Annotated in this window: 18 protein-coding genes; 4 read left to right on the forward strand and 14 right to left on the reverse strand. The window is 48.7% G+C overall.

The features are described 5' to 3' along the window. Positions 1–228 precede the first annotated feature (228 nt). Positions 229–1,815, reverse strand: a complete 1,587-nt coding sequence (locus BLA28_RS03800) for a glucosyltransferase domain-containing protein (RefSeq protein ID WP_069156075.1) — start codon at positions 1,813–1,815, stop codon at positions 229–231. Positions 1,816–1,851: 36 nt separating this feature from the next. Next, positions 1,852–3,510, reverse strand: a complete 1,659-nt coding sequence (locus BLA28_RS03805) for a DUF6311 domain-containing protein (RefSeq protein WP_069156076.1) — start codon at positions 3,508–3,510, stop codon at positions 1,852–1,854. Positions 3,511–3,834: 324 nt separating this feature from the next. On the opposite strand from BLA28_RS03805, the gene pseG reads away from it, so the two are divergent. From pseG to pseI, 4 genes are all read left to right on the forward strand, one after another. Continuing rightward, a complete protein-coding gene (gene pseG / locus BLA28_RS03810; RefSeq protein ID WP_169897201.1) occupies positions 3,835–4,884 on the forward strand; it encodes a UDP-2,4-diacetamido-2,4,6-trideoxy-beta-L-altropyranose hydrolase in 1,050 nt (349 codons plus the stop codon). 85 nt (positions 4,885–4,969) lie between these two features. Continuing rightward, complete coding sequence (gene pseF, locus BLA28_RS03815; protein WP_069156078.1) at positions 4,970–5,707, forward strand: pseudaminic acid cytidylyltransferase; 738 nt, start codon at positions 4,970–4,972, stop codon at positions 5,705–5,707. 81 nt (positions 5,708–5,788) lie between these two features. Continuing rightward, positions 5,789–7,015, forward strand: a complete 1,227-nt coding sequence (locus tag BLA28_RS03820; protein WP_069156079.1) for a type III PLP-dependent enzyme domain-containing protein — start codon at positions 5,789–5,791, stop codon at positions 7,013–7,015. Next, positions 7,008–8,066 (forward strand): pseudaminic acid synthase, encoded by a 1,059-nt coding sequence (gene pseI / locus BLA28_RS03825; protein WP_069156080.1) that lies wholly within the window; start codon positions 7,008–7,010, stop codon positions 8,064–8,066. The genes BLA28_RS03820 and pseI overlap by 8 nt, the downstream gene beginning before the upstream one ends. A gap of 68 nt (positions 8,067–8,134) precedes the next feature. Here pseI and BLA28_RS03830 read toward each other — a convergent pair whose 3' ends face one another. The 12 genes from BLA28_RS03830 to BLA28_RS03885 form a co-directional block, all read right to left on the reverse strand. Further along, positions 8,135–8,755, reverse strand: a complete 621-nt coding sequence (locus tag BLA28_RS03830; protein WP_009251402.1) for a cytidylate kinase-like family protein — start codon at positions 8,753–8,755, stop codon at positions 8,135–8,137. A gap of 15 nt (positions 8,756–8,770) precedes the next feature. After that, complete coding sequence (locus BLA28_RS03835; RefSeq protein ID WP_069156081.1) at positions 8,771–10,159, reverse strand: MATE family efflux transporter; 1,389 nt, start codon at positions 10,157–10,159, stop codon at positions 8,771–8,773. A 373-nt stretch (positions 10,160–10,532) separates the two neighbouring features. Then, positions 10,533–11,780 carry an ATP-grasp domain-containing protein gene (locus BLA28_RS03840; RefSeq protein WP_069156082.1) on the reverse strand — a complete coding sequence of 416 codons (1,248 nt, stop codon included), beginning with the start codon at positions 11,778–11,780 and terminating at the stop codon, positions 10,533–10,535. 28 nt (positions 11,781–11,808) lie between these two features. Next, positions 11,809–12,846: a glycosyltransferase family 2 protein gene (locus BLA28_RS03845; RefSeq protein ID WP_242880556.1), complete on the reverse strand. Its 1,038-nt coding sequence runs from the start codon at positions 12,844–12,846 to the stop codon at positions 11,809–11,811. A 25-nt stretch (positions 12,847–12,871) separates the two neighbouring features. Beyond that, positions 12,872–14,344, reverse strand: coding sequence for a glycosyltransferase family 39 protein (locus BLA28_RS03850; RefSeq protein WP_069156083.1), 1,473 nt, complete (start codon positions 14,342–14,344; stop codon positions 12,872–12,874). Between the two features lie 31 nt (positions 14,345–14,375). Beyond that, positions 14,376–15,584: a UDP-4-amino-4,6-dideoxy-N-acetyl-beta-L-altrosamine transaminase gene (gene pseC, locus BLA28_RS03855; RefSeq protein WP_069151748.1), complete on the reverse strand. Its 1,209-nt coding sequence runs from the start codon at positions 15,582–15,584 to the stop codon at positions 14,376–14,378. 109 nt (positions 15,585–15,693) lie between these two features. Beyond that, positions 15,694–16,689, reverse strand: a complete 996-nt coding sequence (gene pseB / locus BLA28_RS03860) for a UDP-N-acetylglucosamine 4,6-dehydratase (inverting) (RefSeq protein WP_044968230.1) — start codon at positions 16,687–16,689, stop codon at positions 15,694–15,696. A gap of 178 nt (positions 16,690–16,867) precedes the next feature. Further along, positions 16,868–18,409 (reverse strand): RNA-binding domain-containing protein, encoded by a 1,542-nt coding sequence (locus BLA28_RS03865; protein ID WP_069156084.1) that lies wholly within the window; start codon positions 18,407–18,409, stop codon positions 16,868–16,870. Positions 18,410–18,494: 85 nt separating this feature from the next. Continuing rightward, on the reverse strand, positions 18,495–19,487 hold the full coding sequence (locus BLA28_RS03870; RefSeq protein WP_069156085.1) for a glycosyltransferase family 2 protein: 993 nt from the start codon (positions 19,485–19,487) through the stop codon (positions 18,495–18,497). Next, a complete protein-coding gene (locus tag BLA28_RS03875) occupies positions 19,484–20,647 on the reverse strand; it encodes a glycosyltransferase family 4 protein (RefSeq protein ID WP_069156086.1) in 1,164 nt (387 codons plus the stop codon). Before BLA28_RS03875 ends, BLA28_RS03870 begins: the two co-directional genes overlap by 4 nt. Before the next feature lie 82 nt (positions 20,648–20,729). Continuing rightward, positions 20,730–21,839 carry an alkaline phosphatase family protein gene (locus BLA28_RS03880; RefSeq protein WP_069156087.1) on the reverse strand — a complete coding sequence of 370 codons (1,110 nt, stop codon included), beginning with the start codon at positions 21,837–21,839 and terminating at the stop codon, positions 20,730–20,732. A 61-nt stretch (positions 21,840–21,900) separates the two neighbouring features. Further along, positions 21,901–23,223, reverse strand: a complete 1,323-nt coding sequence (locus tag BLA28_RS03885; protein ID WP_069156088.1) for a glycosyltransferase family 4 protein — start codon at positions 23,221–23,223, stop codon at positions 21,901–21,903.

The raw sequence follows: 23,223 nt of genomic DNA on the forward strand, positions 1-23,223 counted from the left end.
TACGGGCCGCCGCTCTGCAAGGTTCCTGTGCAGGCACGCTCTCGCTCGGATAATCACGCAGCGGTACTAAGGTTGCAAAATACGCAACCTAAGGACCGGCGTGTTTATACGGCCTTTACAGGAATCCTTGCAGAGCGGCGGCCCGTACAGAAAGACCGGGAGGAAAAACAGGCCGCACGAGACGAAGCCACAGGCCGCTGGCACAGAATGCACGGGAACTGGCAGCCTCTACCCTTTGGTTTCTTCGCAGGCTTTTATGATCCAGATACCTTCAATCTGTCTGACACAGCCTTCGGCGGGGTAACTGGGCATGTTTTTGTATTCTTCAGTTTCTTTTATTTGTTCGATGGCTTCTTCGTTTATGTCGGGCATTTCCACACCGATGTAGGTTTTCATGAAGTTATGGCGGACTCCGCTTGTGAGGAGGCCGGTTTCTTTTGCTACTCCGGAGAGGTCATCGAATTTCTCTCCGTCGAGTGAGTAGCTTCCCAGGAGATCCGGGGTTTCACTTAATCCATATTCTCCAATCAGCGCAAATGGCTGGCCGGGGATATAGCCTTCGGTGGCTTCTATCCGCATCATGATCCTATTGTAATAGGCATATGCCCTTTCGTAAGCGATACCCATACGGAAATATGCTTGATTTGTCACGATAAAATTCTGATATCCCACCAGCAGAAGCACGGCTGTTATCAGATATGCCAGGAGCTTTCCTGATTTTAATTTTCCGTGCGCGGATATAAACAGGCCGGTTTCCGTATCCTGGCTTTTCTCAAGAAGGGCTGCTAAAAATACATATAAAATATGGTACTGATAAAGCATGAGCATGCTGACACTGGCATCCGGAGCCATAATAATTATGGAACCCATGGCAAGCGGTACCATCATGGTAAGCAGGGCGTAGAACAATGTCGTCCATACATTCCGATAGTACTTCTTTTTAATAAAGAATGCTATGACAAGGGCGGCTGTTAAAAGGCAGGAAACTACATTGAGCACCCAGGCCGTTCCTGAAATAAAGGAGAACGGTTTCAGTATAAAATATTCCGCCACCCATTTATAGGAACGTAAAATGAGTCTGGGCAGCCGTATCAAATCTAACTTTCCCATCTGGTCCAGGCCGTTGTATGCATCCAGCTGAGGATAAATCATCCGGGAAATGACAGTATATACCACAACGGATACGCATGCAACCACAAAGGCTTTTATCCCTTTCCGGAATACCAGGCTGGCTTTGCTGCTTTCCTCCAGCATGTCCAGGAAAAGCCCAGTTACCAGAATGCCCAGCGCCAGGCAGAGATACGCCTGATAAATTCCCATGCATAATACCAGACATACAATTCCCGGCAGGAAACCGTATTTATATTTTCGTATAAACCACACTCCGGCGCAAGACAGCAGAATTCCCACCGCATAGCAGTCAGCGGTAAACATGAATGTAAACAGGCTGCACATACTGGGAAAGGAAAGCATCATCAGAGGAACGAGCACTGCAGAAGTGATACTCTTAAGTCCCAGGGCTGACAGTACAAAGCAGGCTGCCGCTGAAATGAGGACAATGGCGAAGATTCCGCTCAGCCAGGGGACGCTCCATATACCATCCAACGGGTTTACATATTTCAGAAACCATCTTCCAAATTCCGATCCTACAGCATAGCCACCAATATTATTAATATCATCCCAATTTGGAAGTTTATTGGTCAGCATATAAGCATGTATGATAATTCCGGAGATTATTCCGGAAAGCATACAGCATTTAATATGAAAAGGGATTTTCTGATAAATATCTTTAATCGTATCTCTTGTATCACTCATTTGTATTATTTATCCTTTCCAAATGAAATCTCCCCATTATTTCACCTTTCCCACAATCACCCCATCCACTTCCACATATTCCATCTTCGGATTAAAACATTTATCTTCTTCCGCCGCTTTATATATATACAGTGTATCCGCCTGTACGTTATTCATTTCTTCCTGCAGATGTTCTGCCGCCAGACTGCGTATCGTCTGGCAGGAATAATTAAAATAATTCACCGTCATATTGTTTTGTGCCGCATAGATACTCAGACTGTACATCAGTTCTTCATCATCCAGCATATAGGACACAAAAACCATATGCTTCAGGTCATCTTCTTCTGCCCATTCCTCCCACTTTTCATCCTCCAGCCGGCTTTCGTATATAAAATCCGTGCCAAACTGCACCTGCCGCTGCATCAGCTGCCACTTCCCGTCATAGATCTGAAGTATGCCGAAAATAACTAGAAGCACCGCAGCCATTGTCTCCCAGGGCATTTTCTTTTCCATCCACACAACACTTCCCAGTATAACGAGATACACTACCGGCCATATAAAGCGACCGCAGCTGCCAATCCGCTGCCAAAGGGAATACAGCCAGTTCGGAAGATCCAGGTTCCAGATCAGATCGCTTCCATAGGCCGCTTTGGGAGAAACCGCCACCAGCACGGAGATTACAACCAGAACCAGATAGGCAACCCCATTTTCTTCCCAACTCCATTGAATCTGTAAGGATTCCTTATCCCGTTTAACGAAAATACGATAAATAAGGTGCAGCAGCCAGGCCACGGTACCTACTGCCAGTGTCAGCAGAATTCCTGTTCCCGGAAATGCCAGGCCTTCGGAAGAATTCACTCCGTATACCGGAAGACTGGTCAGCACCTGGGACCAGCCCTGGGGGTTCAATAAACCGTTCAGGTTAAAACTGGACTGCCCCAACAGAGAAATATCCGGCAGATGCTTGTGGGAAAAGCCTCCCAGCAAAGCCACCGTCCCCACTGCCGTTCCTATATAAGAAAGAAATGCCCATAAATCCCGTGTATACTTCCTTCTCTGTATGACATCCGCAAGAAGGAAGCTCAAAAGGATAAAGCCGCACATCGGCACAAAATAAAGCTGTATGCTACCCGCAAGCAAACCCACAATTCCCCAGGAAATCATATATTTTTTCTTCGTTATCTCCAGTCTGTAAATTCCCAGATACAAGGAAAGAAGAATCAGCCACTGGGCGCCTAAAGCCATATTCAATGACATCTGCCCCAGCATTATAGGAGTGATTACAAAAAGCAGGGAGCCTACAACAGCCTCCGCTTTCTTTTTTACATAATGAAAAATCAATAGTGCACCAAAGGCTCCCTGGGCACCCATACACAGCATGGACCAAATCCCGAAATATTGGAACTCTCCGGGCAGAACCGCCCTGAGCATTTTAAACAAAACAGCGAATAACGGCACAGAATCCGTGAATATTACGGATACCGGATTCGGATAGGAAGCATTGTCCATCAGGCCTAAAGGGAAAAACCAGTCACTGTTCCTGAAAAAACACCAGCCAAGATAGTTCTGGGTGATATCGCCGCCTCCCAGAAGCCAGTCCGTATAGGTCACATTCAGAACATGAACACCGAAAATACAGATAAACGTTATATTTCCTACAAGTGCACCGAGTATCCAGACATTATGCTTTTTCCAATAATTTAAAACGCTCTGCACCGTACCCTGTTGACCTCCCTGTCTTACATCCCCATTTATTCCGGCAGATACCCAGAAGATATATCTGGAATCCGTATGTGTTTGATCCGCAGACAGCCGTCAGAATCAAGCCGGCCTGACCCTGACGACTGTCCCTGCAGAAATAAAATGCGATGAACCGATAACTGATGCCAGTATATCACTTTTCCAGGTGTCAGGCAAGCCAAAGACCTCGCCGGAAAGCCCGTTGTTTATATGAAAATAAAAGCCGCCGCCTTATTTCTCCTTTACCTCTTTCTGTGTAAAAGGTATAATAAGCATAAAATCATTAAGGGAAGAGGCGCTATGAATACAGAAAAAAGCATTCTAATCCGGACGGATGGAAATAAGGATATCGCAGCCGGCCATCTGATGCGGTGTCTTTCTATCGCCCAGGCGCTGCATGAAAAAAAAGTGCCTGTCTTTTTTGCAACAGCTGATGAGACAAGCGCCGGCCTGCTCAGGACTTTTTTCGGACCGGGTGAAGATTATCCCATTTTTATTCTTCATTCTGACTACCGGAAGCCGGATTCGGAAACGGATTCTCTTATTTCGCTGTTTTCCCAGTTCCATATCGGCTGTCTTTTAGTGGACTCTTATTTTGTTACACCTTCCTACCTGGAAACTCTGAGCGAAGTGACTAAAACGGCTTATATAGATGATCTGTATTCCTTTGATTATCCGGTTGACCTGCTGATAAACTATGATGCCGTTATCCCTGAAAATTTCTATCAGCAGGCCCGCTGCCGGCTTTTGGGGCTCTCCTATACGCCCTTAAGGAAACAGTTTTCCAGGCTGCAGCCGACTGTCCGCCCTGAGGCAAAAGAAATATTGATATCCACGGGCGGTACGGATCCCTGCCACGCGGCAGAATCCCTGCTCAGCCAATTGATTGATTCTGAAGAAAGCCGTGACTGGTGTTTCCATGTACTGGCCGGCCCCATGCATTCTGATCGGAAGTCCCTGGAGCAGATGGCTCTTTCCCATCCCGGACTCCGCCTGTATGAACATGTTGCACAGATGGCTGAGCTTATGCAGCGCTGCGATCTGGCTGTTTCGGCTGCCGGAACCACTCTCTTTGAGCTGTGCGCCGCAGGCACTCCCGCGGTCAGCTTTACCATGGCGGACAACCAGTTCACCACAGCCGTCCAGATGGAGGCCGGTGCCGGGATTCCCTGTGCAGGAGACGTCCGAACCACCAAAGATTTCACCTCCGGGCTGTGCCGTATCCTGTATGGTCTGGCCTCGGATTATGAAAAAAGAAAAGCGCTGTCATCCTCCATGCACCGGCTGATAGACGGAAATGGCGCGGGCCGTATTGCCGATGAGCTGATCCGGCTGCTTTATTCCGATTGAATCCAGTCCGGCGAGATCGGATTTTTGCAGCAGCTGTGAAGGCATGGAATCGTAACAAGTAATCCAAAACAAGGAGTTATAACCTATGAATACATCCAGCACATCATTAGAAGCATCCGAAAGCCGTCCCAAGGCTCTCGCCATCATTACAGCCAGAGGCGGAAGCAAACGGATTCCACACAAAAACGTACGGGATTTCTGCGGAAAACCCATTATCAGCTATTCCATCCGGGCTGCCCTTGCTTCCGGGGTTTTTGATGAGGTTATGGTTTCCACCGATGAGGAAGCGATCGCTGATGTCGCCAGAGAATACGGCGCCTGTGTTCCGTTTCTTCGTTCAGCCGAGACGGCGGGCGATTATGCTTCCACCGATGACGTCATCCGGGAAGTGCTTCTGGCCTATGAAAGCCGCGGGCAGCATTTCCAACGTTTTTGCTGCATTTACCCCACCGCTCCCTTTGTTACAGCCCAAAAACTGAAAACCGCCATGGAGCTTCTGGACAAAGCGGAATCCGTCATGCCGGTAGTTCCTTTTTCCTATCCTCCTCAGAGGGGAATTATTCTGGAAAACGGCCGGATCCGCCGAAAGTATCCTGAATTTCTGGCCACCCGTTCCCAGGATCTGGAAACAATGTATCATGACTGCGGTCAGTTCTATGCCTGCCGCACCGATGCTTTTTTCCGGGACAGCACCACAGACGTGGATGATCTTCTTCCCATGATCATGCCTGAAATGGAAGTACAGGATATTGATACCGAGGAAGACTGGGCAATTGCCGAGCTGAAGTTCCTTCATATGAAGGATGGGAACCCGGCCCCTTAAAAGGGTAAAAATTTCCATTCTCCGCATGAATCCTTCCGGATTTGCAGAATCTATAGTATATGTTAACAGAAAGGAACTCTCATGAATTCAGATGCACTGCAGACACCATATTTTTATATATCGGAAACAGGACTGGACACAGATGCCTCCATGCTGAAGAAAGCCCTTTCCGAAAACTGGGGCTCCAACCACCTTGTAGGCTATTCCGTAAAAACAAACTCACTCCCCTGGCTCCTTCAATATATGAAGGCACAGGGCTTTTATGCGGAAATTGTTTCCGATACGGAATACCGGCTGGTAAAAGAGCTTGGCTTCACCGATTCCCAAATGATTTACAATGGTCCTATTAAAGACAGAGCGATATTTGAAACCATACTTCTGGAAAACGGCTATATCAACCTGGATTCCACTGAAGAGCCTGAATGGCTGGAGGAACTGAGTGCCGCTTATCCACAGCAGATTTTTTCCGTTGGCCTCCGGGTGAACTGTGATATAGCCGCCCTTTGTCCCAATGAGGTGTTAGTCGAAGAAGAAGGCGGGCGGTTCGGTTACTGTTATGAAAACGGAAAGCTTAAGGAGGTTATCCACCGGTTATCCGCCCTCCCCAATGTAAAGGTAGCCGGGCTCCATCTTCATTCTTCCACCCAGTCCCGTACTGTCGAGGTTTATGCGGCTCTGGCCAGCATGGCCGTCCGTATAGCGGAGGAATATTCCCTTGACCTTTCTTATGTGGATATGGGCGGCGGCTACTTCGGCGGCAGAGAGGACAAACCGGATTATCGGGACTATTTTCCTGCCATCTGCAGCAAACTGCGGGAAAAATTTGATCCGTCCCATACCACTTTAATTGCAGAACCCGGCGTATCTCTGATATCCAGGGCAACCACTTTTGTGACCTCCGTAAAAGATGTAAAGGAAATCCGGGGCCATTCCTTCCTGGTAACAGACGGCAGCCGCACCAATCTGAATCCTCTGGTGACCAGGCATGTGTATCCTCATCATTTATCCTATTGTGACGATCCGGCCGGCCGGCCCCTTGTAAAAAGCCAGTGGATAACCGGATTTACCTGTATGGAATACGACCGCCTTTTCGAGATAACAGACAGTCCTGCCCTCAGGCCGGGGGATAAGGTTATATATGATACCGCAGGCGGCTACACCATGTGCCTGAATCCCCTTTTTATCCATTATTTCCCCGCAGTTTACGTGGAGCATCGGGACGGTTCCCTGTTTAAAGCCCGCGATCCGTGGGATATCAAAGAATTTATGCAGAAAAATTATACGGAAGAGAGGAACAGCCATGAATAAGAATTTTACAATCGGTTCCCGCCAGGTAGGCGCGGATGCCCCCGTTTTTATCGTTGCCGAGATGTCGGCCAACCACCTGCAGGACTATAACCGCGCCCTGGAAATCCTTCATGCCGCCAAAGAAGCCGGAGCAGATGCCATTAAGCTTCAGACCTTTACCCCAGACACCATAACCCTGGATTGTGATGATCCCTGTTTCCAGATCACCCAGGGAACCATCTGGGACGGAACCACTCTCTACAAGCTGTACCAGGAAGCCTATACTCCCTGGGACTGGCAGCCGAAGCTGATGGAAGAAGCAAACCGGTTAGGCTTGGAATGCTTTTCTTCTCCCTTTGATTTCACATCCGTGGATTTCATGGAATCCATGAATATGCCTGCCTATAAGGTGGCTTCCTATGAAATCAATGACATTCCTCTTATCCGAAAAATCGCCCGTCTCCATAAGCCGGTGATTCTGGCCACAGGCGTCGCCCATCTGGAAGATATCGAGCGTGCCCTCCGGGTATGCCGGGAAGAAGGGAATGAGGACGTCATGCTTTTAAAGTGTGTCTCCTCTTATCCCACTCCCTATGAGGATATCAACCTGAATATGATTCCCACCCTGGGCAGCACCTTTAACTGTCTGATGGGGCTTTCCGATCATACCCTGGGGCCTGCCGTCGCCGCCGGTTCCATCGCTCTTGGCGTCAAAATGGTGGAAAAGCATCTGACTCTCCGCCGGAGTGACGGAGGCCCTGACGGAGCTTTCTCCATGGAGCCGGAGGAATTTGCGGAAATGGTAAAAAATATCCGCATCATGGAAAAAGCCCTTGGTTCCTCTGAATTCCGCCTCACCCCTAAGCAGGAGCTTGAGCACGATGAAGGCTCCCGTTCCCTTTTTGCCGTCCGGGATATTGCACAGGGCGAGGCCCTGACTCCCGAAAATATCCGTTCCATACGGCCGGGCAATGGGCTCCACACCATGTATTATGAGCAGGTGTTAGGCCAGAAGGCTTCCCGGGATGTCCGAAGAGGCACACCGCTTTCCTGGAATCTGATAACAGAATAATACGTTATCAATCACATAGGGGCGTGCGGGATAAAGGAAAAACCTTATCCTGCACGCCCCTGTTTTCTTTATTCTTCTGTGAGAAGCATTTTTCCTGCTGCCAGCCGCACGATCAAATCCACACAGTTATCCGCTCCGATCACGCCGCTGTCCAGGGAAAGATGGTAATTCCGGCATTGTCCCCATTCTCTGCCGGTAAAATGCTTATAGTTTGCGCTTCGCCTCGCATCTTTATCCTTCAGCCTGAGTTCCGGCGATTTTTCACTTTCTCCGTACAGCCGCACAATACGTTCCGCACGGAATTTGGTATCTGCATGAATGAAAACATGCAGGCAGTCCGGATTCTCCCGCAGGATATAATCCGCGCAGCGTCCTACAATGACACAGCTTCCTTTCTCCGCCAGTTCCAGAACTGCCTGGCGCTGCATGATCCAAAGATAGTCGGCGGCATTCAGCCCGTTCATGGTATCCTGTCCTCCGGGAGGTGCAAACACATAGGAAAGTCCGGTTTTTCCAGGCGCATATTCCCCCTGTTCTTCTATATATTGAGGTGCAAAACCTGTTTTTTCCGCCACCTGTTTGATCAGTTCTTTGTCATAGTATGGAATCTCCAGCCGCTTTGCCGCCTCCTTTCCTATACTTCTTCCTCCGCTGCCGAATTCCCGGCTGATAGTAATTATTTTGTTCATCAGAAGAACCTCCTTCTATTTTAATGTCCAGTATGTGTACCGGATAACTGCCGCAGAAACCAGAAAGGTGAGAATATCTGATACCGGCATGGAGTAAAGCACACCGTCCAGGCCGAAAAACAGGGGCAGCAGCAGGGCAAATCCCACGCCGAACACCACTTCACGCACCATGGAAAGCACGGTGGAAAGCAATGCCTTTCCCAGTGACTGCAGATAAATAAATGTAGCCTTATTTACACATGCGAAAATCATCATGCAAAGATAAATCCGGAAGGATTTAACAGCAAAGTCCGTATAATAAGCACTCTCGTTTGCTGCCCCGAAAACCGCAATGAGCTGGCGGGGAAACAGTTCTACAATAAGAAGTGCTGCGGCCCCTACGGCAGCCTCTGCTGTCAGCAGACGGGTAAAAAGGGCTCTGGCGCGATCTTTGCGCCCCGCACCGATGTTATAGCCTACAATGGGTATACAGCCCGCAGCCATTCCCACAGATATAGATATGACTATCTGGAAAAATTTCATGACAATCCCTACCACCGCCATGGGTATCTGGGCATATTCCGTCTGGCCGAACACCGGATCCAAAGCGCCGTATTTCCGAATCATATTATTGATAGCCGCCATAGCTGCCACAAGGGAAATCTGAGACAGGAAGCTGCAGATTCCCAAAGGCAGAAATTTTTTTGTCAGCCTGCCGGACACAAGAAAGCTCACTTTTTCCAGTTTTACGGCCTTCATATGGAATAAATACCAGACGGCCAGCAGCGCAGTTACTACCTGACCGATAACCGTAGCTACAGCTGCCCCCATCATTCCCCACCGGAAAACGAAAATAAACAGCGGATCCAGTATAATATTGATCACCGCCCCTGCCAGTGTGGAAATCATGGCAAATCTGGGACTTCCATCGGAACGGATAATAGGATTCATGGCCTGCCCGAACATATAAAAAGGAATTCCCATGGAGATATAAATAAAATATTCTTTGGAATACCGGAAGGTTTCTTCGTTGACCCGTCCGCCGAACATCGTCAGAATCGGATCCCGAAACAGAAAATACACGGCTGTCAGCAATACGCTGGCAAGAATACACAGAACCACTGCGCTTCCGATACTCCTGTGTGCATTTTCCTTTTCATCGGCCCCGAGGCTGATGCTTACAAAGGCGCAGCAGCCGTCTCCAATCATTACAGCCACTGCCAGCGCCACTACCGTCAGAGGAAATACCACCGTGTTGGCCGCATTTCCGTAAGATCCCAGATAGCTGGCGTTTGCGATAAAAATCTGATCCACTATGTTGTATAATGCCGCCACCAGCAGCGAAATAATACAAGGCACCGCATACTTTCTCATCAGCGTGCCGACTTTCTCCTTCTCCAAAAAAGCATTTGATTTCTGTTCCATCCTTACTGTACCTCCTCATTATCAAATAAAAATAAGCGCGTGCCGTTGAGAGCTGGATTTATGCCTCTGGCCACGCGCTTTTTGTCCCGGGTATTCTGTTCTGCCACGGGAATCACTTATAAAATTATTTTCCTGCCTTTTCGGATCCTCTTCAAAGCCACTGCCTTCAAGGGCCGTAAAAAGCACACAAAAAACGTGTGGCAGTCAACTGGATTTACGCAGTTATGCCACACGCTGTATTTTGATTATACTCGATTTTCCCATCCGGTTCAAAGGTAATTTTACACAAAAAACCTGTTATTCCCTATAAGATCACCGTTTATTTTCCTTCTACCCACATCCTTCTTGAAAACGTCTGTTCCTGATCCGTACCCTACTCCAGGCCAAACTGTCCGAGAACCATACTTGCCGCATGTATCAGTTTAGCTCCGGGGGCCATATTCTTATCCTGCAGCCCTTCTTCCTCCTGAAGGATAAAATATCCCCGTCCCATGAGCGAGTGTCCCGTAGTCACCTTTTCCAGATAATCTCCCGGCCTGATGGTACAGTGCCAGGCTCGCAGCACGATTCCCTCCGGAAGCTTCAGTTCCTCCGGTTCCGGAACCTTTTTCACAACGCACTCCTCCAAATCAAAATAATGGATCATCAGCTTCGCCGTTTTTTCAGGGACAAAGGAATATTCCATACCGCAGCGGCTGCGGATATACTGTTCCGCCATATCCACCCCTGTCGCCATGGGTGTGAACAGATTATGGAGATTGTGGCCGGAAGGCCTGGCAGACAGCTCTATCGGAAATACATAACCGTCTCCTGTCATCAAATCCGCATGCAGCAGACAATTCTGCAGACCAAGCAAAGCAGTCACCTCTGTCAGGCAGGCCTCCACCCGTTCACAAAGCCTTCTGCTTTCTTCGCTCTCCCGGGGAGAAACCGCCATATATCCTACCGCCTGGCGCGCAGGCGGAGGTGTCAGCAGCTTCCTGCGAAGAAGAATCATGCGGAAGCAGCTCCCGTCCATAACAGCGTCCACACCATATTCCACGCCGTCCACAGCCTCTTCCAGGACATAATCCTCCTCAGGAAACCGTACCTCCTCTTCACAAAGCTTCGACAAAGCCTCTTCCAGCTCTTCTTTATTGTTTATAAAAAAAATCCCCCTGCTGCCCGAACCATATCTGGGCTTAAGTATGGCAGGGAAATCCAGTTCTCCGTATTCCTCTTTGCGGATCGGTACTCCTGAGGCAATCAGACAGCAATGACAGTTCCTCAGCCCTTTTTCCTGCAGTTTCCTGTGAAACAGATATTTATCCGTACAAAGCACCGCCGCCTGCCTGCTGATACCGGGAAGTCCCAGGGCATCATTTACCGCCCCTGCCGTAGTCAGATACCTTCCGATGGGCCCTGTTATCAGGAAATCCGGGGCTTTGGGCCGCAGCGTCTCCAACACGGCCTCTTCATCCGATATATCTACAGCCAGCCCCTCGTCGGCCGCCTTCAGACCCTCCGCCCCGGGATTGCCGTCCAGCGCCGTCACTCGGACTCCCAACTCCTGCGCTTTTTGTATGGTGTGCAGAGACTCTTCCCCCGCCCCTATCAATGCTGCTTTCATCCTTGCTCCCATCCGCACGCTCCTGCGCACATCATTACATTCACTTATGTTTTTTCCGGAAATTCCGGTACGTCCACAACAGGGTAAAGTAAAGCATAAAAACCAGTGAAGATTTCTGCTGCATACGAACCAGCTTTTTCTCCTCCTCATTAAAGCGTTCCAGGTAATAAGGATTTTCCTGGAATCCCGGAAAAGTATCCTTCATTTCCTTACCCAATGCCTTCACAAAGGACAGCTCCTTCTTTTTCACGCCGAACATATAAGTAAACAGCGTATTCACATAAAATAAAACCGCAAAGCTGCACTCAAGCTCTTTATAATATTCTTCCAGATAGCCATATTTCTTAGCTTCCGCAATCATGATCCGTCCGGCTTCCATCCTGTCCTCACATCGTTTCCGGGTGATGGTATGCACCGTGGATTCCTCATGCTGGTAATAATAGTACATAGCTTTGGGAATATAGGCAAAGTTTTTTGCACGCAGCATCCATGTATTTCCCAGCGCATTATCCTCATAAAAAATTCCTTCCGGGAAACGGCTGTCACAGCCAAGGATAATCTCGCGCCTGTAGATTTTGACCACCAGGCTCCCGCTGTCCAGAATGAGCGAAGCATACTTTTCATGATCAAGGACTCCGGCCTGGGACGGCTTATTATTGGGAACCACCTGTCCCACCTTCATGCTGTGCTCATGGGTCAGACAGTAGTCACAGCCCACCATATCCGCGCCGGTTTCCTCCGCACGGGCCAGCATGACTTCATACATATCCGGAGTGATCCAGTCATCGCTGTCGATAAATCCTATCCACTCTCCTCCCGCCATGGAAAGCCCTATATTTTTAGCGCCTCCCTGCTTACGGTTTACCGGAGAATGCACCGCCCTGAACCGATCCGGATATTCCGCTTCATAACGCCTGATTATCTCCCAGGAATTATCCGTGGAGCAGTCATCCACCGCAATGATTTCCATATCCCGGCACGTCTGGTTCACCAGGGAATTCAGGCAGTATTCCAGCTTTCCCTCCCCTGCCGTATTATAAACAGGAACGATTACGCTCAGCTTCATTCTTTTCTCCATTCCTCCAACCTCTACGCAGGCCTTTTTACTCCGTAATTCCTTTGGTCACCCGGTAAAGATCGAACTCATTGTGTTCAATTCCATAATGCCCCACGTACTCTATCTGCAGATTATAAGGAAGGATTTGATCGGGAACGAAATCCCACTCAAAATCCGTATCCAGAAACCATATTTCGTCAAAATCCTGTGACAAATCCACATCTCTCACATAAAAAAGCCTGTCCTCCGGGAAATAATATTTGTAATTAAAATAGTATGCCTGATAGTTATATACCACCAGATCATTTTCCCCCAGATTCTCCCGGAAAAATTCCTCCGTCTGTTCCGTCAGAGTGGCCTTATATTCCGCGCGGAAGGCATCCCGATAGGATATCCCCCCTGTAAACAGCAGAAATACAAGGATGAGTACAACAGCCTCTTTCCGCATCCTCACACACCCTATTGCCAGGAACAGGCAGAAAAGCCCCATGGCCGGGAATACATACTGATCTCTGTAAATAGGCTGTTTCATAAATGACAGGATAATTCCTCCCGCCGCCGTCAGCGTGGGAACCGCCATGCAGAAAAAAGCAAATCCCCCTCTTTCCCGTATTTCCCGTTCCTCATTCCTGACGGCAAAAATGCAGAAAACGCCGGCCAGTATAGAAATCCCAAGAAATACAAAAGCAGTCTGCGGAAGAGGTTCCAGGCCAAACGCCCATAAAAAATAGCTCCATATGGTCTCCGCCGTAATCGGGGGTATCCAGTACCCGGCCTCAACCCTCGTCACCTGAGCATAAAAATAAGGCAGCCACGGCAGATAAGCCGCCACCATCAGCAGGGAAAACAGAACCCATTTCCCCAGCTTTTTCCTGTTCTCTTTCGTTAAAAGCAAAACCAGGAATAAAAGCCCGTTAATAATGATAACGGAAACAAAGGAAAAATAATGCAGATAGGCCGCCGCAACTGCCGAAACACTGAGCATGATCCAGGAAGACCATCTGCCGTCCCTGTATATTTCCCATGCGGCAAGAGCACAGGCCGTCACACACAGCAGCGCCCAGGAATACATGCGGATTTGTACCGCATACTCCATGGAACATGGAATACAGCCAAGAAAAATCAGGAAAAGGTAGGAAACCCCGTTTCCGAAAAATCTGCGTATTTTCGTTGCGCCAAGGACGAGCGTCAGGCTCATGGGTATTATCGTCAGAATCTTCTGCACCTGCAGGCTGTCCCCAAACAAAAGGCGGAAAATCCTACCAAGAAAGTAATACAGAGGAGGATGCACATCCTCCGCCGTATCCATAATGATCTGTCCGAAGCTTTCACGAAACAGGTTTACACTGAAGATTTCATCCGTCCATACATTATTGTTGAAAATCAATGACAGGTAAAGCAGGGTAAATAAGACAACGCTTCCCCAGATAAGCAGATCCCAGCCCCGTTTCCTGACTGCAGGCACTGTTTCCTCAAAACAAGTCCCCTTCCCCCCATTTTTCCTTTCGTCTGTCTGCATACACTCTCCTCCGGCTGTCAGTCAGGTCTGCCTATACGGCATAATATGCGGCTATTTTCTTCACAGCCGTAATAACATCCTCCACATCCTTATCGCTCATGGCATAATACAGAGGAAGGCTCATAATCTCTTCATACAGCTTCTCCGCTTTGGGACATAACCCCTTTTTGTAGCCCAGCCTCTGATAATACGGGAAATAATACGTAGGAATATAATGAACATTACAGCAGATATTCTCCGCACCAAGGGCTTCAAAAAATTCTTTTCTTCCAATGCTCAGGCGTTCCGGCCTGATACGCAGAATATACAGATGCCTTGTGGTATCTGAATCCGGGATTTCCTCCTGTACCATTATCTGCGGAATCCGGGAAAAGGCTTCATTATAGCGTTTTACTATTTCTTTCCGCCGCGCCTTAAACATCTCCAGCTTGTCAAGCTGGCTGATAAGAAGGGCCGCCTGAATATCCGTCATCCGGTAATTGTATCCCAGCTCTATCTGCTCATAATACCAGGGTCCGTCGGGAACATTCTCCAGCCAGTCCGGATTCCTGGTTATTCCATGCTTACTGAACAGTACAAGACGCTTATAAAGCTCGTCACTGTCAGTCATAACCGCCCCGCCTTCTCCTGCCGTCACGGTTTTCACCGGATGGAAGCTGAAGGTTGTCATATCCGCAATGGAACCCGTGGGCTTTCCGTCATAGAACGTTCCGATAGAATGGGCGCCGTCCGTGATCAAAACAAGCTTATGTTCATCACAGATTTTCCGCAGGGCCTTTAAATCCGCGGACTGACCGGTATAGTCCACAGCCACCACAGCCTTTGTTTTTTCTGTGATACAGCTTTCCACACTGGCGGGATCGATTTCATAGGTTTTTTCGTTGATATCCGCAAATACCGGTTTGGCCCCGCAGTACAGCGCACAGTTTGCGGATGCGGCAAAGGTAATAGGGGTGGTTATCACCTCATCCCCTTCTCCCACGCCGGCCGCCAGACAGGCGATATGTAGGGCGGCCGTCCCGTTGCAGACCGATACGGCATGCCTCGCTCCGGTTATCCTGCAAAGCTTGTCCTCCAGTTCTTCTATCTTGGGACCGCATGTAAGAGGCCCGTTTTTCAGCACATCCAGGACTGCCTGATAATCCGCCTCATCCAGATACTGGTGTCCGTATGAAATTTTCGTATCCCTTACCGGCGTACCGCCTGCTATTGCCGGGATTTCCTGTATATTTTCCTTCATAATGCCTGCCCTTTCCCTATTTCAAAAGGAGGGTGCCCCTGTAAAGCCTCTTTCCTTCATCCATACCCCGGTGAGAGAAAGAAGCCCTGCGGGCCCCCTCTTTCTTTTCTTATTTCTCTAATTCCACATTTTTTAATAATTCTCTGATATCTTCCACGGTAAGCCATTCCGTATTGTTTCCGGAACTGTAGGAAAAGCCCTCCGTCACCTTGGTACCGCTTAAATCAGGCACCTGCCTGTCATTCCACACCACCTGGGGATAGACAATAAAATGCTTGTCATATTCATAGGTATTGAAAGAATCCTCGGGAGTAATCATAATCTCATGAAGCTTTTCTCCCGGACGGATGCCGATTTCTTTCTTTTTGCAGCCGGGCAGCATCGCTTCCGCCAGATCCGTCACCTTAAAGGAAGGAATCCTGCTGATGAAGGTTTCCCCGCCCTTCGCTTCCGCCAGAGCCTTGATTACCAGCTCCACGCCTTCGGTAAGGCTGATCCAGAACCTTGTCATTCGGAAGTCTGTAATAGGAAGCTCAGTGCCTCCGTTTTTAATGATATTATAGAACAGCGGAATAATGGAGCCGCGGCTTCCCGCCACGTTGCCATAACGCACGATGGAGAAATTGATGTCCTTGCTTCCCGCATAGGCATTCGCCGCAACAAACAGCTTGTCACTCACCAGCTTGGTTCCCCCGTAAAGGTTTACCGGATTAACCGCCTTATCTGTGGAAAGGGCAACCACCCTCTTCACATTGGTATCCAGGGCCGCGTCAATCACATTCTGGGCGCCGTTTATGTTAGTGCGGATTGCCTCATTGGGATTATACTCACAGGCAGGCACCTGCTTCAATGCAGCCGCATGAATAACGTAATCCACACCTTCAAAGGCTCTTCTGAGCCTGTCTTTATCCCTTACATCGCCGATAAAATATCTCATTTTCGACTCGTATTCTTTAAATTCATTCTGCATGATAAACTGCTTAAACTCATCCCTGGAGTAAATGATGATTTTCCTGGGATTATAATGAGCCAGCACATATTTGGTGAAACACTTTCCAAAGGAACCTGTGCCGCCTGTTATCAGTATTGTTTTATTATCTAACATGAACTTTCCTCCGTTTGTGTATAGTCTGCCGTTTTTTCTGATAGTCTATACCTTTCTGTTCTTATCTGTGTACCTGTGTACACAAAAAATCAAAGAAAAGGAAGATTTTTCTTCCGCTTTTCCTACCGGCATTATATCATAGCCTCCGGCCGAATGCAATGAGCCCTTCCGCAGGAGCTCAATCCCGCAGACGGTATGTCTCCCCTTCGGTTTCCTCTTCCTGCATTATGATTCCATCCCTCAGCAGCAGGTCGATGCAGCCGGCAGTTTCCTTCTCCGATATCCCCAGCGCCTGAGCCAGCTCCGGGATGCCGGCACGGACATGATCCGTCAGATAATCCAGCAGTCTGGGAACATTTCTCGCTTCTGTATATTCCCGGCGCCCCTTTTCCTCAAGCTTTCTTCTCTCCTCTTCGCCTTTGGTGAGCGGAAGGATCAGAACCACTCGGTCAGGATTGAACTCCTCCAGAAGCCTGGGGCTGTTCCAGCCTCTTTGCGTCCAGATACGCCGGATCCGGGCCAGGCCTTTTCCGGTGCCGTCCCCTACCCCGATGAGATGGAACATCCTGCTGATTCTTTCATTTCTGGCATCCGGAGCCGCACCCCTCAGCACAGCTTCCGCATCCACGCGCATGTCTCCTGGATTGGCTATCAGGATCTGCTCCTTTTCCTTTCGCACCAAAACCCCGTTCCGATCATAATAGTTCGCATGGCTCAATGCATTGGCAAGCGCTTCCCTTATCCCGGCCGCCAGATTTTCCTGTGCTTCCTTTCTGCTTTTCTCCTGCATGGCGGCCTCTGACGCAAACCGCGTATCCTCCAGTATATTCGCACAAACCGAGAGGAAAAAATCAAAAAGATTTCCAGTCCATCCCCCATGCATTACCTCCGTGGTTTCCGCCTCCGCGAAGTCCGGTTTTGAGGGTTCATATCGAATCTCCTCTTCCGCTTCCCGCTCGTATTCTTCATACTTCAGCAAAAACCGGGGAAACTTTTCTATAATCTGTTCTGTTTTTCCAAACATCAGCAGCCCGGCGGCAGTTACATGATACTGTCCCTTTCCGTCTTTCGCCAGCACCCCCAGTTCTTCCCAAAAAGCTTCCTTTACAACAGGTTTTTCGAAAGAGCCCTTCATCTGCCAGAGACTGTATTCCCGGATATATCGTTCCATCGTCCCTTCGTCCAGGGCTTCCGTCCCCAAATCCATAAAAATCTGTCCATCCTGGGAACCCGCATCAGCGTCACGGAGCATACTTTCCACTTCTTCCCTGGTACAGCGGTAATCGCCCTCCCCGTTCCTCCTGTAAGAACCCATATAAGGATCACTCCCTATGAAAACGGGCTTTTTTCTTCGATCCGCCCGCGGTACTTCGATGACGACAATTCGTTCTTTCCCTGCGCCGTCTTCCGCACTTCCGTCTCCACCCGTCCGCGCTTCCACAATCCGCACCTGCTCAGGGGAAAGGATATTTGCGCTGACTATCTGCTTATCCTCCGCCTTTCTCCAGAACTCCTCCGCCAGCCATTCCGGCGACGGCAGACGGACCGGATAAAAGGATTTATCCGCAAGCTCCTGCACCCCCATGAGTATTACGCCCCCTACCGTATTGGCAAAAGCAGAATAAGTCTCCCACAGACTCTGCGGGAATCCTCCCTGGGCTCTTTTTGCTTCAATCCGATTATTCTCCTTGTATTTATCAATTTCTGCAAAATCTAGCATCCGCCGCTCCCTTCTCAAACAGCCCCATTCCCCCGTGAGCCGCCGGAAATCCCGGCCTCTCACATTCCTTCAGCCCTGCGGCAGCCTATTTTCTTAACTCCATCACGGCTCCATGAACCCGGCGCACCGTCCTGGGAGCCGCCGTCAGCAGCAATAAATAAGCCTTCTGTTTTCCGGTTAAATAAGGAGATTTTATCGTATCCGCGATATGCTTCCGGCAGTATCTTTTCACAGCCATATAAAAATCATCTCCCGAAACCATTTTCTTTACCGGAATATGCAGCAGATAATCCAGCCTTTGATACAGCCCGAAACGGACGGCCTCCTCCTTCAGCGCCGGGTAACACTTTTCCACCACAGCCTGCACATAATCCGCATTCCGCACGATATCCACAAATACCCTGGAAAAATCATTCCGATCCTTTTTCCTCGTATTGCTCCCTATCCGGTAATATACATGATACAGCTGGCGAGGCAGGATACAGACGCCTGATGTTTCCTGCAAAAGCTCTGTCAAAAGGAAAAAATCCTCGTTCAGTTCACCTTCCGGAAACCGTCTGTCTCCGAGCAGGCTTCTGGAGGTAAGCTTGGTACAGAAGGAACAGTCCCCCCTGTGAAGCAAAAGCTCCCGCAGGAATTCCTCACTGGTCATAAAACAGATCTGGCCGGGAGGTTTACATACATCCGGCCTTTTCTCCCCATTTTCATCTATTTCATCCCTGGAAACCTGCACGATCTGCCAGCCGCCCTTCAGCGCCTGTTCCGCAAGGCTCGCATACATATCCGGTTCGACAAAATCATCACTGTCTACAAAACCAAGATATTCCCCCCGCGCCCTTTCTATGCCGTAATTTCTTGCAGAGGATGAGCCTCCGTTCGGCTTATGAAATACCCGGATCCGCGCATCCTTCCCGGCCAGTTCATCACACAGCCCTCCCGTACCGTCCGTAGAACCGTCATCCACAAGCAGGATTTCCAGATTTTCATAGGTTTGTGCACAGACCGACGCCACACACCGCTCCAGACAATCCATGATATTATAAACAGGAATTATGACAGAAATAAGAGGATTTTTCATCCCCGCCTCCTTCCCGGCCACACAACAGGGGCCGTACTGAACGGCCCTTCCGGGGGCGGTTCCACCTTCCCCTGCAGCCAGTTATCATAAAAACGCAGACATTGTTCCGCCGCATTCTGTGCATTCCACAAAGAAACAATGGTTTGACAGGCGTTTCCCCCCATCTTCCTTCGTTCCTTCCCATGCTCCATCAGAAAGCATACGGCCCCCAGAAACTCTTCATAGCTTCCTCCGGAATAAATCATGCCGTTTTTTCCATGCTCAATGAGATAGGGAACGGCACCCGCTTCCCGGTTTGCCACCACGGCGCAGCCGCTGTTCATCGCTTCATTCACCACAGCTCCCCAGCCCTCCAGATGATTGCTGGTAAAAAGATGAATATGGCTTTTTTCCATCCGCTCCCTTACACGGGCAGGATCCAGGAACCCATACATGGTAATCTTATCCTCCAGGCCTCTGCTTTGGATATCCTGTTTCACCGTTTCTTCCATCTCTCCGCTGCCGATGAGATGGATATGAAAGGAAAAGCCTTTCTTTTTCAGATCTTCCCCCAGTCTGACCACGAATTCCGGATGCTTCAAAGGCATCAGACGGCCGGCCCATACAAGCTGTACCTCTTTCCCCTGCCCTTTCATCCGTTCCAGTTCACCGCTGCTATAAATCTTTTTTTCCGGAAAATAACCAAAGCGGAATTTTTTTCCGGGATATGCATGAATCAAAGTAAAATCCGAAGCGACATAAGCCCCTGCACACAGCAGATATACCGGCTTGTTCCGGTATCTGATATGCTCCTTATATTTATGGATAAGCCCTTTAGGAGAAACCGCCTTCCACTGCCCTTCTCTGTAAATCCTCTCACTGATACGGATTGCCGGCTTCCCGCTGCCCAGCCTCGCCGAAATCAGTTCCTCTTTCTCCATCCAGCCTGCCAACAAAAGGTCACAGTCATCGATCAGCCGTCTGCAGATTTCTTCCTCTTCATAAAGCAGATGTACATAGGGAATAGCATGTGCATCCACTGCCCAGCCCATACGCACCCGCTCTTCCTCCATGGGCTCCGTCTGTATGAAAGAAAAATCCTCTCCCAGTTCCTGGTATAAGCAATTGCAAAAGGGGATTTGATGATGATTAATATAGTTTGAAATAAAGGTTAGTTTCATGACTGCTCCATTATTCTTGTTTTACGCTTTTTCCGGAAATATAGTATTATTCTTTTTTTTAAAAAGCTGGTTCCGTTCCAGTTCAGCAAATATCCTGCTTTTGTATCACAATCAGCGGCACAGTTAGTTCTTCTTTTGTTAATCCTGCATGCGCGCTCTTAAAATCTTCATACCCGCCGTTTATATCCTTGTACCAAAGTGCGACATCAGACACCGCAGCCGCCACATAATCTCCAACGAAATCTTCTGTTTTTGTATGCGGAACGCCATTACCGAGCAAACCGCTTTCTAAAAATTCTTTATGAGAGAACAGTTTGAATTTATTTCCAAAAGCATTGGTGAACAATTGGGGGAAATCTGTTTTGTATTCCTCTTTTACATAAAACGAGCAGCATCTTGGCTCAACACAAATATGACGTATCAGAGCTCTGTTTATTGCCGGGTAATCCTCAACGCACTTCATTGTTATATCTTTCATTCCATGATCTGCTGTTATTAAAAACAATGTGTCAGAAAGCGAGTTTATCAATGTTTCAAGCTGATTATTATAATTGAGCAGCATCTGTTTTATACAATCGGAATCAACTCCAAAATCATGGATATCATGGTCAGGCTGAGCATGATAAGCGTATATAAACTTTCTTTCATCGTTAGCGCACAAATTTTTTATATGCTCACAAATACCCTCCATTGTATCTGCAAAATATTCCGTGTACGGCCAAACTGCACAAGTTTTAACATTATCACCAATCACGCTCAGAATATTATCATAAGGCATATATTTATATGGCTGATTCTCGTCGCTTGCAGGGCTTTCTGTCCCACTCTCAAGATTCGAAAATAAGTCGATACACTTATCAACTTCTTTGAAATAACAAGACCAGCCTATCCATCCATGCTCGGCAGGCGTTCTGCCTGTGAGAACAGAGGTAGTTGCCGCAGTTGTCGTACAAGGGTAAACGCTTGATAATTCAGTCTTTATGTGTTTACGCAAAAAAGCATTTTCAGGCAAGCTTCTCTCTAAGACATTTACTCCCATTCCATCCATAAGCAAAAGTACAACATTTTTATAATCTTTTGCCAGCAATTCGTCTGCAAGAGGCAATGTTGCATGATGTGGTTTTACTCCATAATATTTTAACAGAGAATTTGTAATACTCATTATACTATTATCGTAATTAGGTTTCACCATATAGTTTTCACCATCCCATTACACTCTAACTTATCTTATTTTCTGTTACAGCCGCCTTCCCTTACACAGTCTCCAGAATCTCATGGTAAATTTCCATCATCCGCCGGTAATTCTCATTTCCATCATGATTCCTGAGCGCCCTGTCCCTTGCGCCCTCCGACAGTTCCCGGGCCAGTTCCTCATTCCGGAAAATCCGGATAATACAACCGGCCAGCCCATGGACATCACCTTTTTCGAAAAATAAAGCGCTTGTCTCATCCTCCGCCATATCCGGAATCCCTCCCGTTCTGGCCGCGACACAGGGAAGGCCGAGAAGCATGGCCTCCCCCAGGGAATTCGGTGAATTTTCAAGAGCCGAAGGACAGGCAAATACATGGCTTTTCAGATAAGCCTCTTTCATCTGTACATCAGAAAGCGATCCCAAAACAGTCACCTTATCCTCCAGCCCATTTTTATAAATCAAATCCCTAAGGTATTTCCCATACCCGGAAATTTTCAGCTTCTCCTTAAGGCTGCCGCAGGCCGTTATGCTATTTCCCGCCACACTCACATGGGCATCGGGAAACTGTTCCAGGATTTCCGGCATAGCCTGAAGCAGATAATGAAAGCCCTTCAGCGGATAATCCCCCTGGCTGGCAAAAATTTCATAAGGTCTGCAGCCCTCCCGATTCCAGCCGCCCTCATAGAAACAGGAACGCATGGTCTCATTCATCTTATGATAGTGCAGCTTCGGATTGCAGGCAAGAGAACCTGCCCTGTCAAACTCCGTCCGTCCTGTCACATGCCCGCATCCCTGCAGCACCTTTAGTTCCCGCTCTCCCCGGATACGGAACTTCTCCTGCTGCTGCCGCAGGCTGTCTTTTCGCAGGATATCCCTGAACGTGGCTTTCTCCTGTACCCGCGCCGGGAGATCCGCCATGTAGCTTTTCGCGCATTCCCCTACCAATCCCTGGATACCCACCAGGATCCGTTCCGGCCTGCCGAAGCTTTTCACCATCGCGAGGGCATGGGGGAACTCCGTTCCGAAAATATGGACCAAATCCGGCCTGAAATCTTCCAGGATCTCCTGAAACCTCTCCTCCATGCCGCAGTCATAGACCTCCGGCCGCTTCAAATCCTCACGGAAACCATATACAGACACTTCTTTTTCCCGATATGGCCCTCCTGTATGATCTGTCCTAAACTCCCTCAGCGGTATTTTCTTTTGCAGCCAGACACGCTCTCCCTCCGCCGGAAAGCAGACGGCAAGCTGCACAGAATCCCCGTCTTCTGCCAAAAACCGGTTCAGGGCGCCTGTAAGCCATCCCTCCCGCACGCTGTAGCTTTGTCCCAGGGCCGCCGCCACGGCAGGAGGGCAGATATTACACAGCCATAAAATACGCAT

The organism is Eisenbergiella tayi, assembly GCF_001881565.1.
Taxonomy (GTDB): Bacteria; Bacillota; Clostridia; order Lachnospirales; family Lachnospiraceae; genus Eisenbergiella; species Eisenbergiella tayi.

What these genes read in the sequence shown, in the direction of transcription:
- BLA28_RS03800 (WP_069156075.1), bottom strand. Translation starts at nt 1,815, where the DNA reads ATGAGTGATACAAGAGATACGATTAAAGATATTTATCAGAAAATCCCT.
- pseG (WP_169897201.1), top strand. Translation starts at nt 3,835, where the DNA reads ATGAATACAGAAAAAAGCATTCTAATCCGGACGGATGGAAATAAGGAT.
- pseF (WP_069156078.1), top strand. Translation starts at nt 4,970, where the DNA reads ATGAATACATCCAGCACATCATTAGAAGCATCCGAAAGCCGTCCCAAG.
- BLA28_RS03820 (WP_069156079.1), top strand. Translation starts at nt 5,789, where the DNA reads ATGAATTCAGATGCACTGCAGACACCATATTTTTATATATCGGAAACA.
- pseI (WP_069156080.1), top strand. Translation starts at nt 7,008, where the DNA reads ATGAATAAGAATTTTACAATCGGTTCCCGCCAGGTAGGCGCGGATGCC.
- BLA28_RS03830 (WP_009251402.1), bottom strand. Translation starts at nt 8,755, where the DNA reads ATGAACAAAATAATTACTATCAGCCGGGAATTCGGCAGCGGAGGAAGA.
- BLA28_RS03835 (WP_069156081.1), bottom strand. Translation starts at nt 10,159, where the DNA reads ATGGAACAGAAATCAAATGCTTTTTTGGAGAAGGAGAAAGTCGGCACG.
- BLA28_RS03840 (WP_069156082.1), bottom strand. Translation starts at nt 11,780, where the DNA reads ATGGGAGCAAGGATGAAAGCAGCATTGATAGGGGCGGGGGAAGAGTCT.
- BLA28_RS03845 (WP_242880556.1), bottom strand. Translation starts at nt 12,846, where the DNA reads ATGGAGAAAAGAATGAAGCTGAGCGTAATCGTTCCTGTTTATAATACG.
- BLA28_RS03850 (WP_069156083.1), bottom strand. Translation starts at nt 14,344, where the DNA reads ATGCAGACAGACGAAAGGAAAAATGGGGGGAAGGGGACTTGTTTTGAG.
- pseC (WP_069151748.1), bottom strand. Translation starts at nt 15,584, where the DNA reads ATGAAGGAAAATATACAGGAAATCCCGGCAATAGCAGGCGGTACGCCG.
- pseB (WP_044968230.1), bottom strand. Translation starts at nt 16,689, where the DNA reads ATGTTAGATAATAAAACAATACTGATAACAGGCGGCACAGGTTCCTTT.
- BLA28_RS03865 (WP_069156084.1), bottom strand. Translation starts at nt 18,409, where the DNA reads ATGCTAGATTTTGCAGAAATTGATAAATACAAGGAGAATAATCGGATT.
- BLA28_RS03870 (WP_069156085.1), bottom strand. Translation starts at nt 19,487, where the DNA reads ATGAAAAATCCTCTTATTTCTGTCATAATTCCTGTTTATAATATCATG.
- BLA28_RS03875 (WP_069156086.1), bottom strand. Translation starts at nt 20,647, where the DNA reads ATGAAACTAACCTTTATTTCAAACTATATTAATCATCATCAAATCCCC.
- BLA28_RS03880 (WP_069156087.1), bottom strand. Translation starts at nt 21,839, where the DNA reads ATGGTGAAACCTAATTACGATAATAGTATAATGAGTATTACAAATTCT.
- BLA28_RS03885 (WP_069156088.1), bottom strand. Translation starts at nt 23,223, where the DNA reads ATGCGTATTTTATGGCTGTGTAATATCTGCCCTCCTGCCGTGGCGGCG.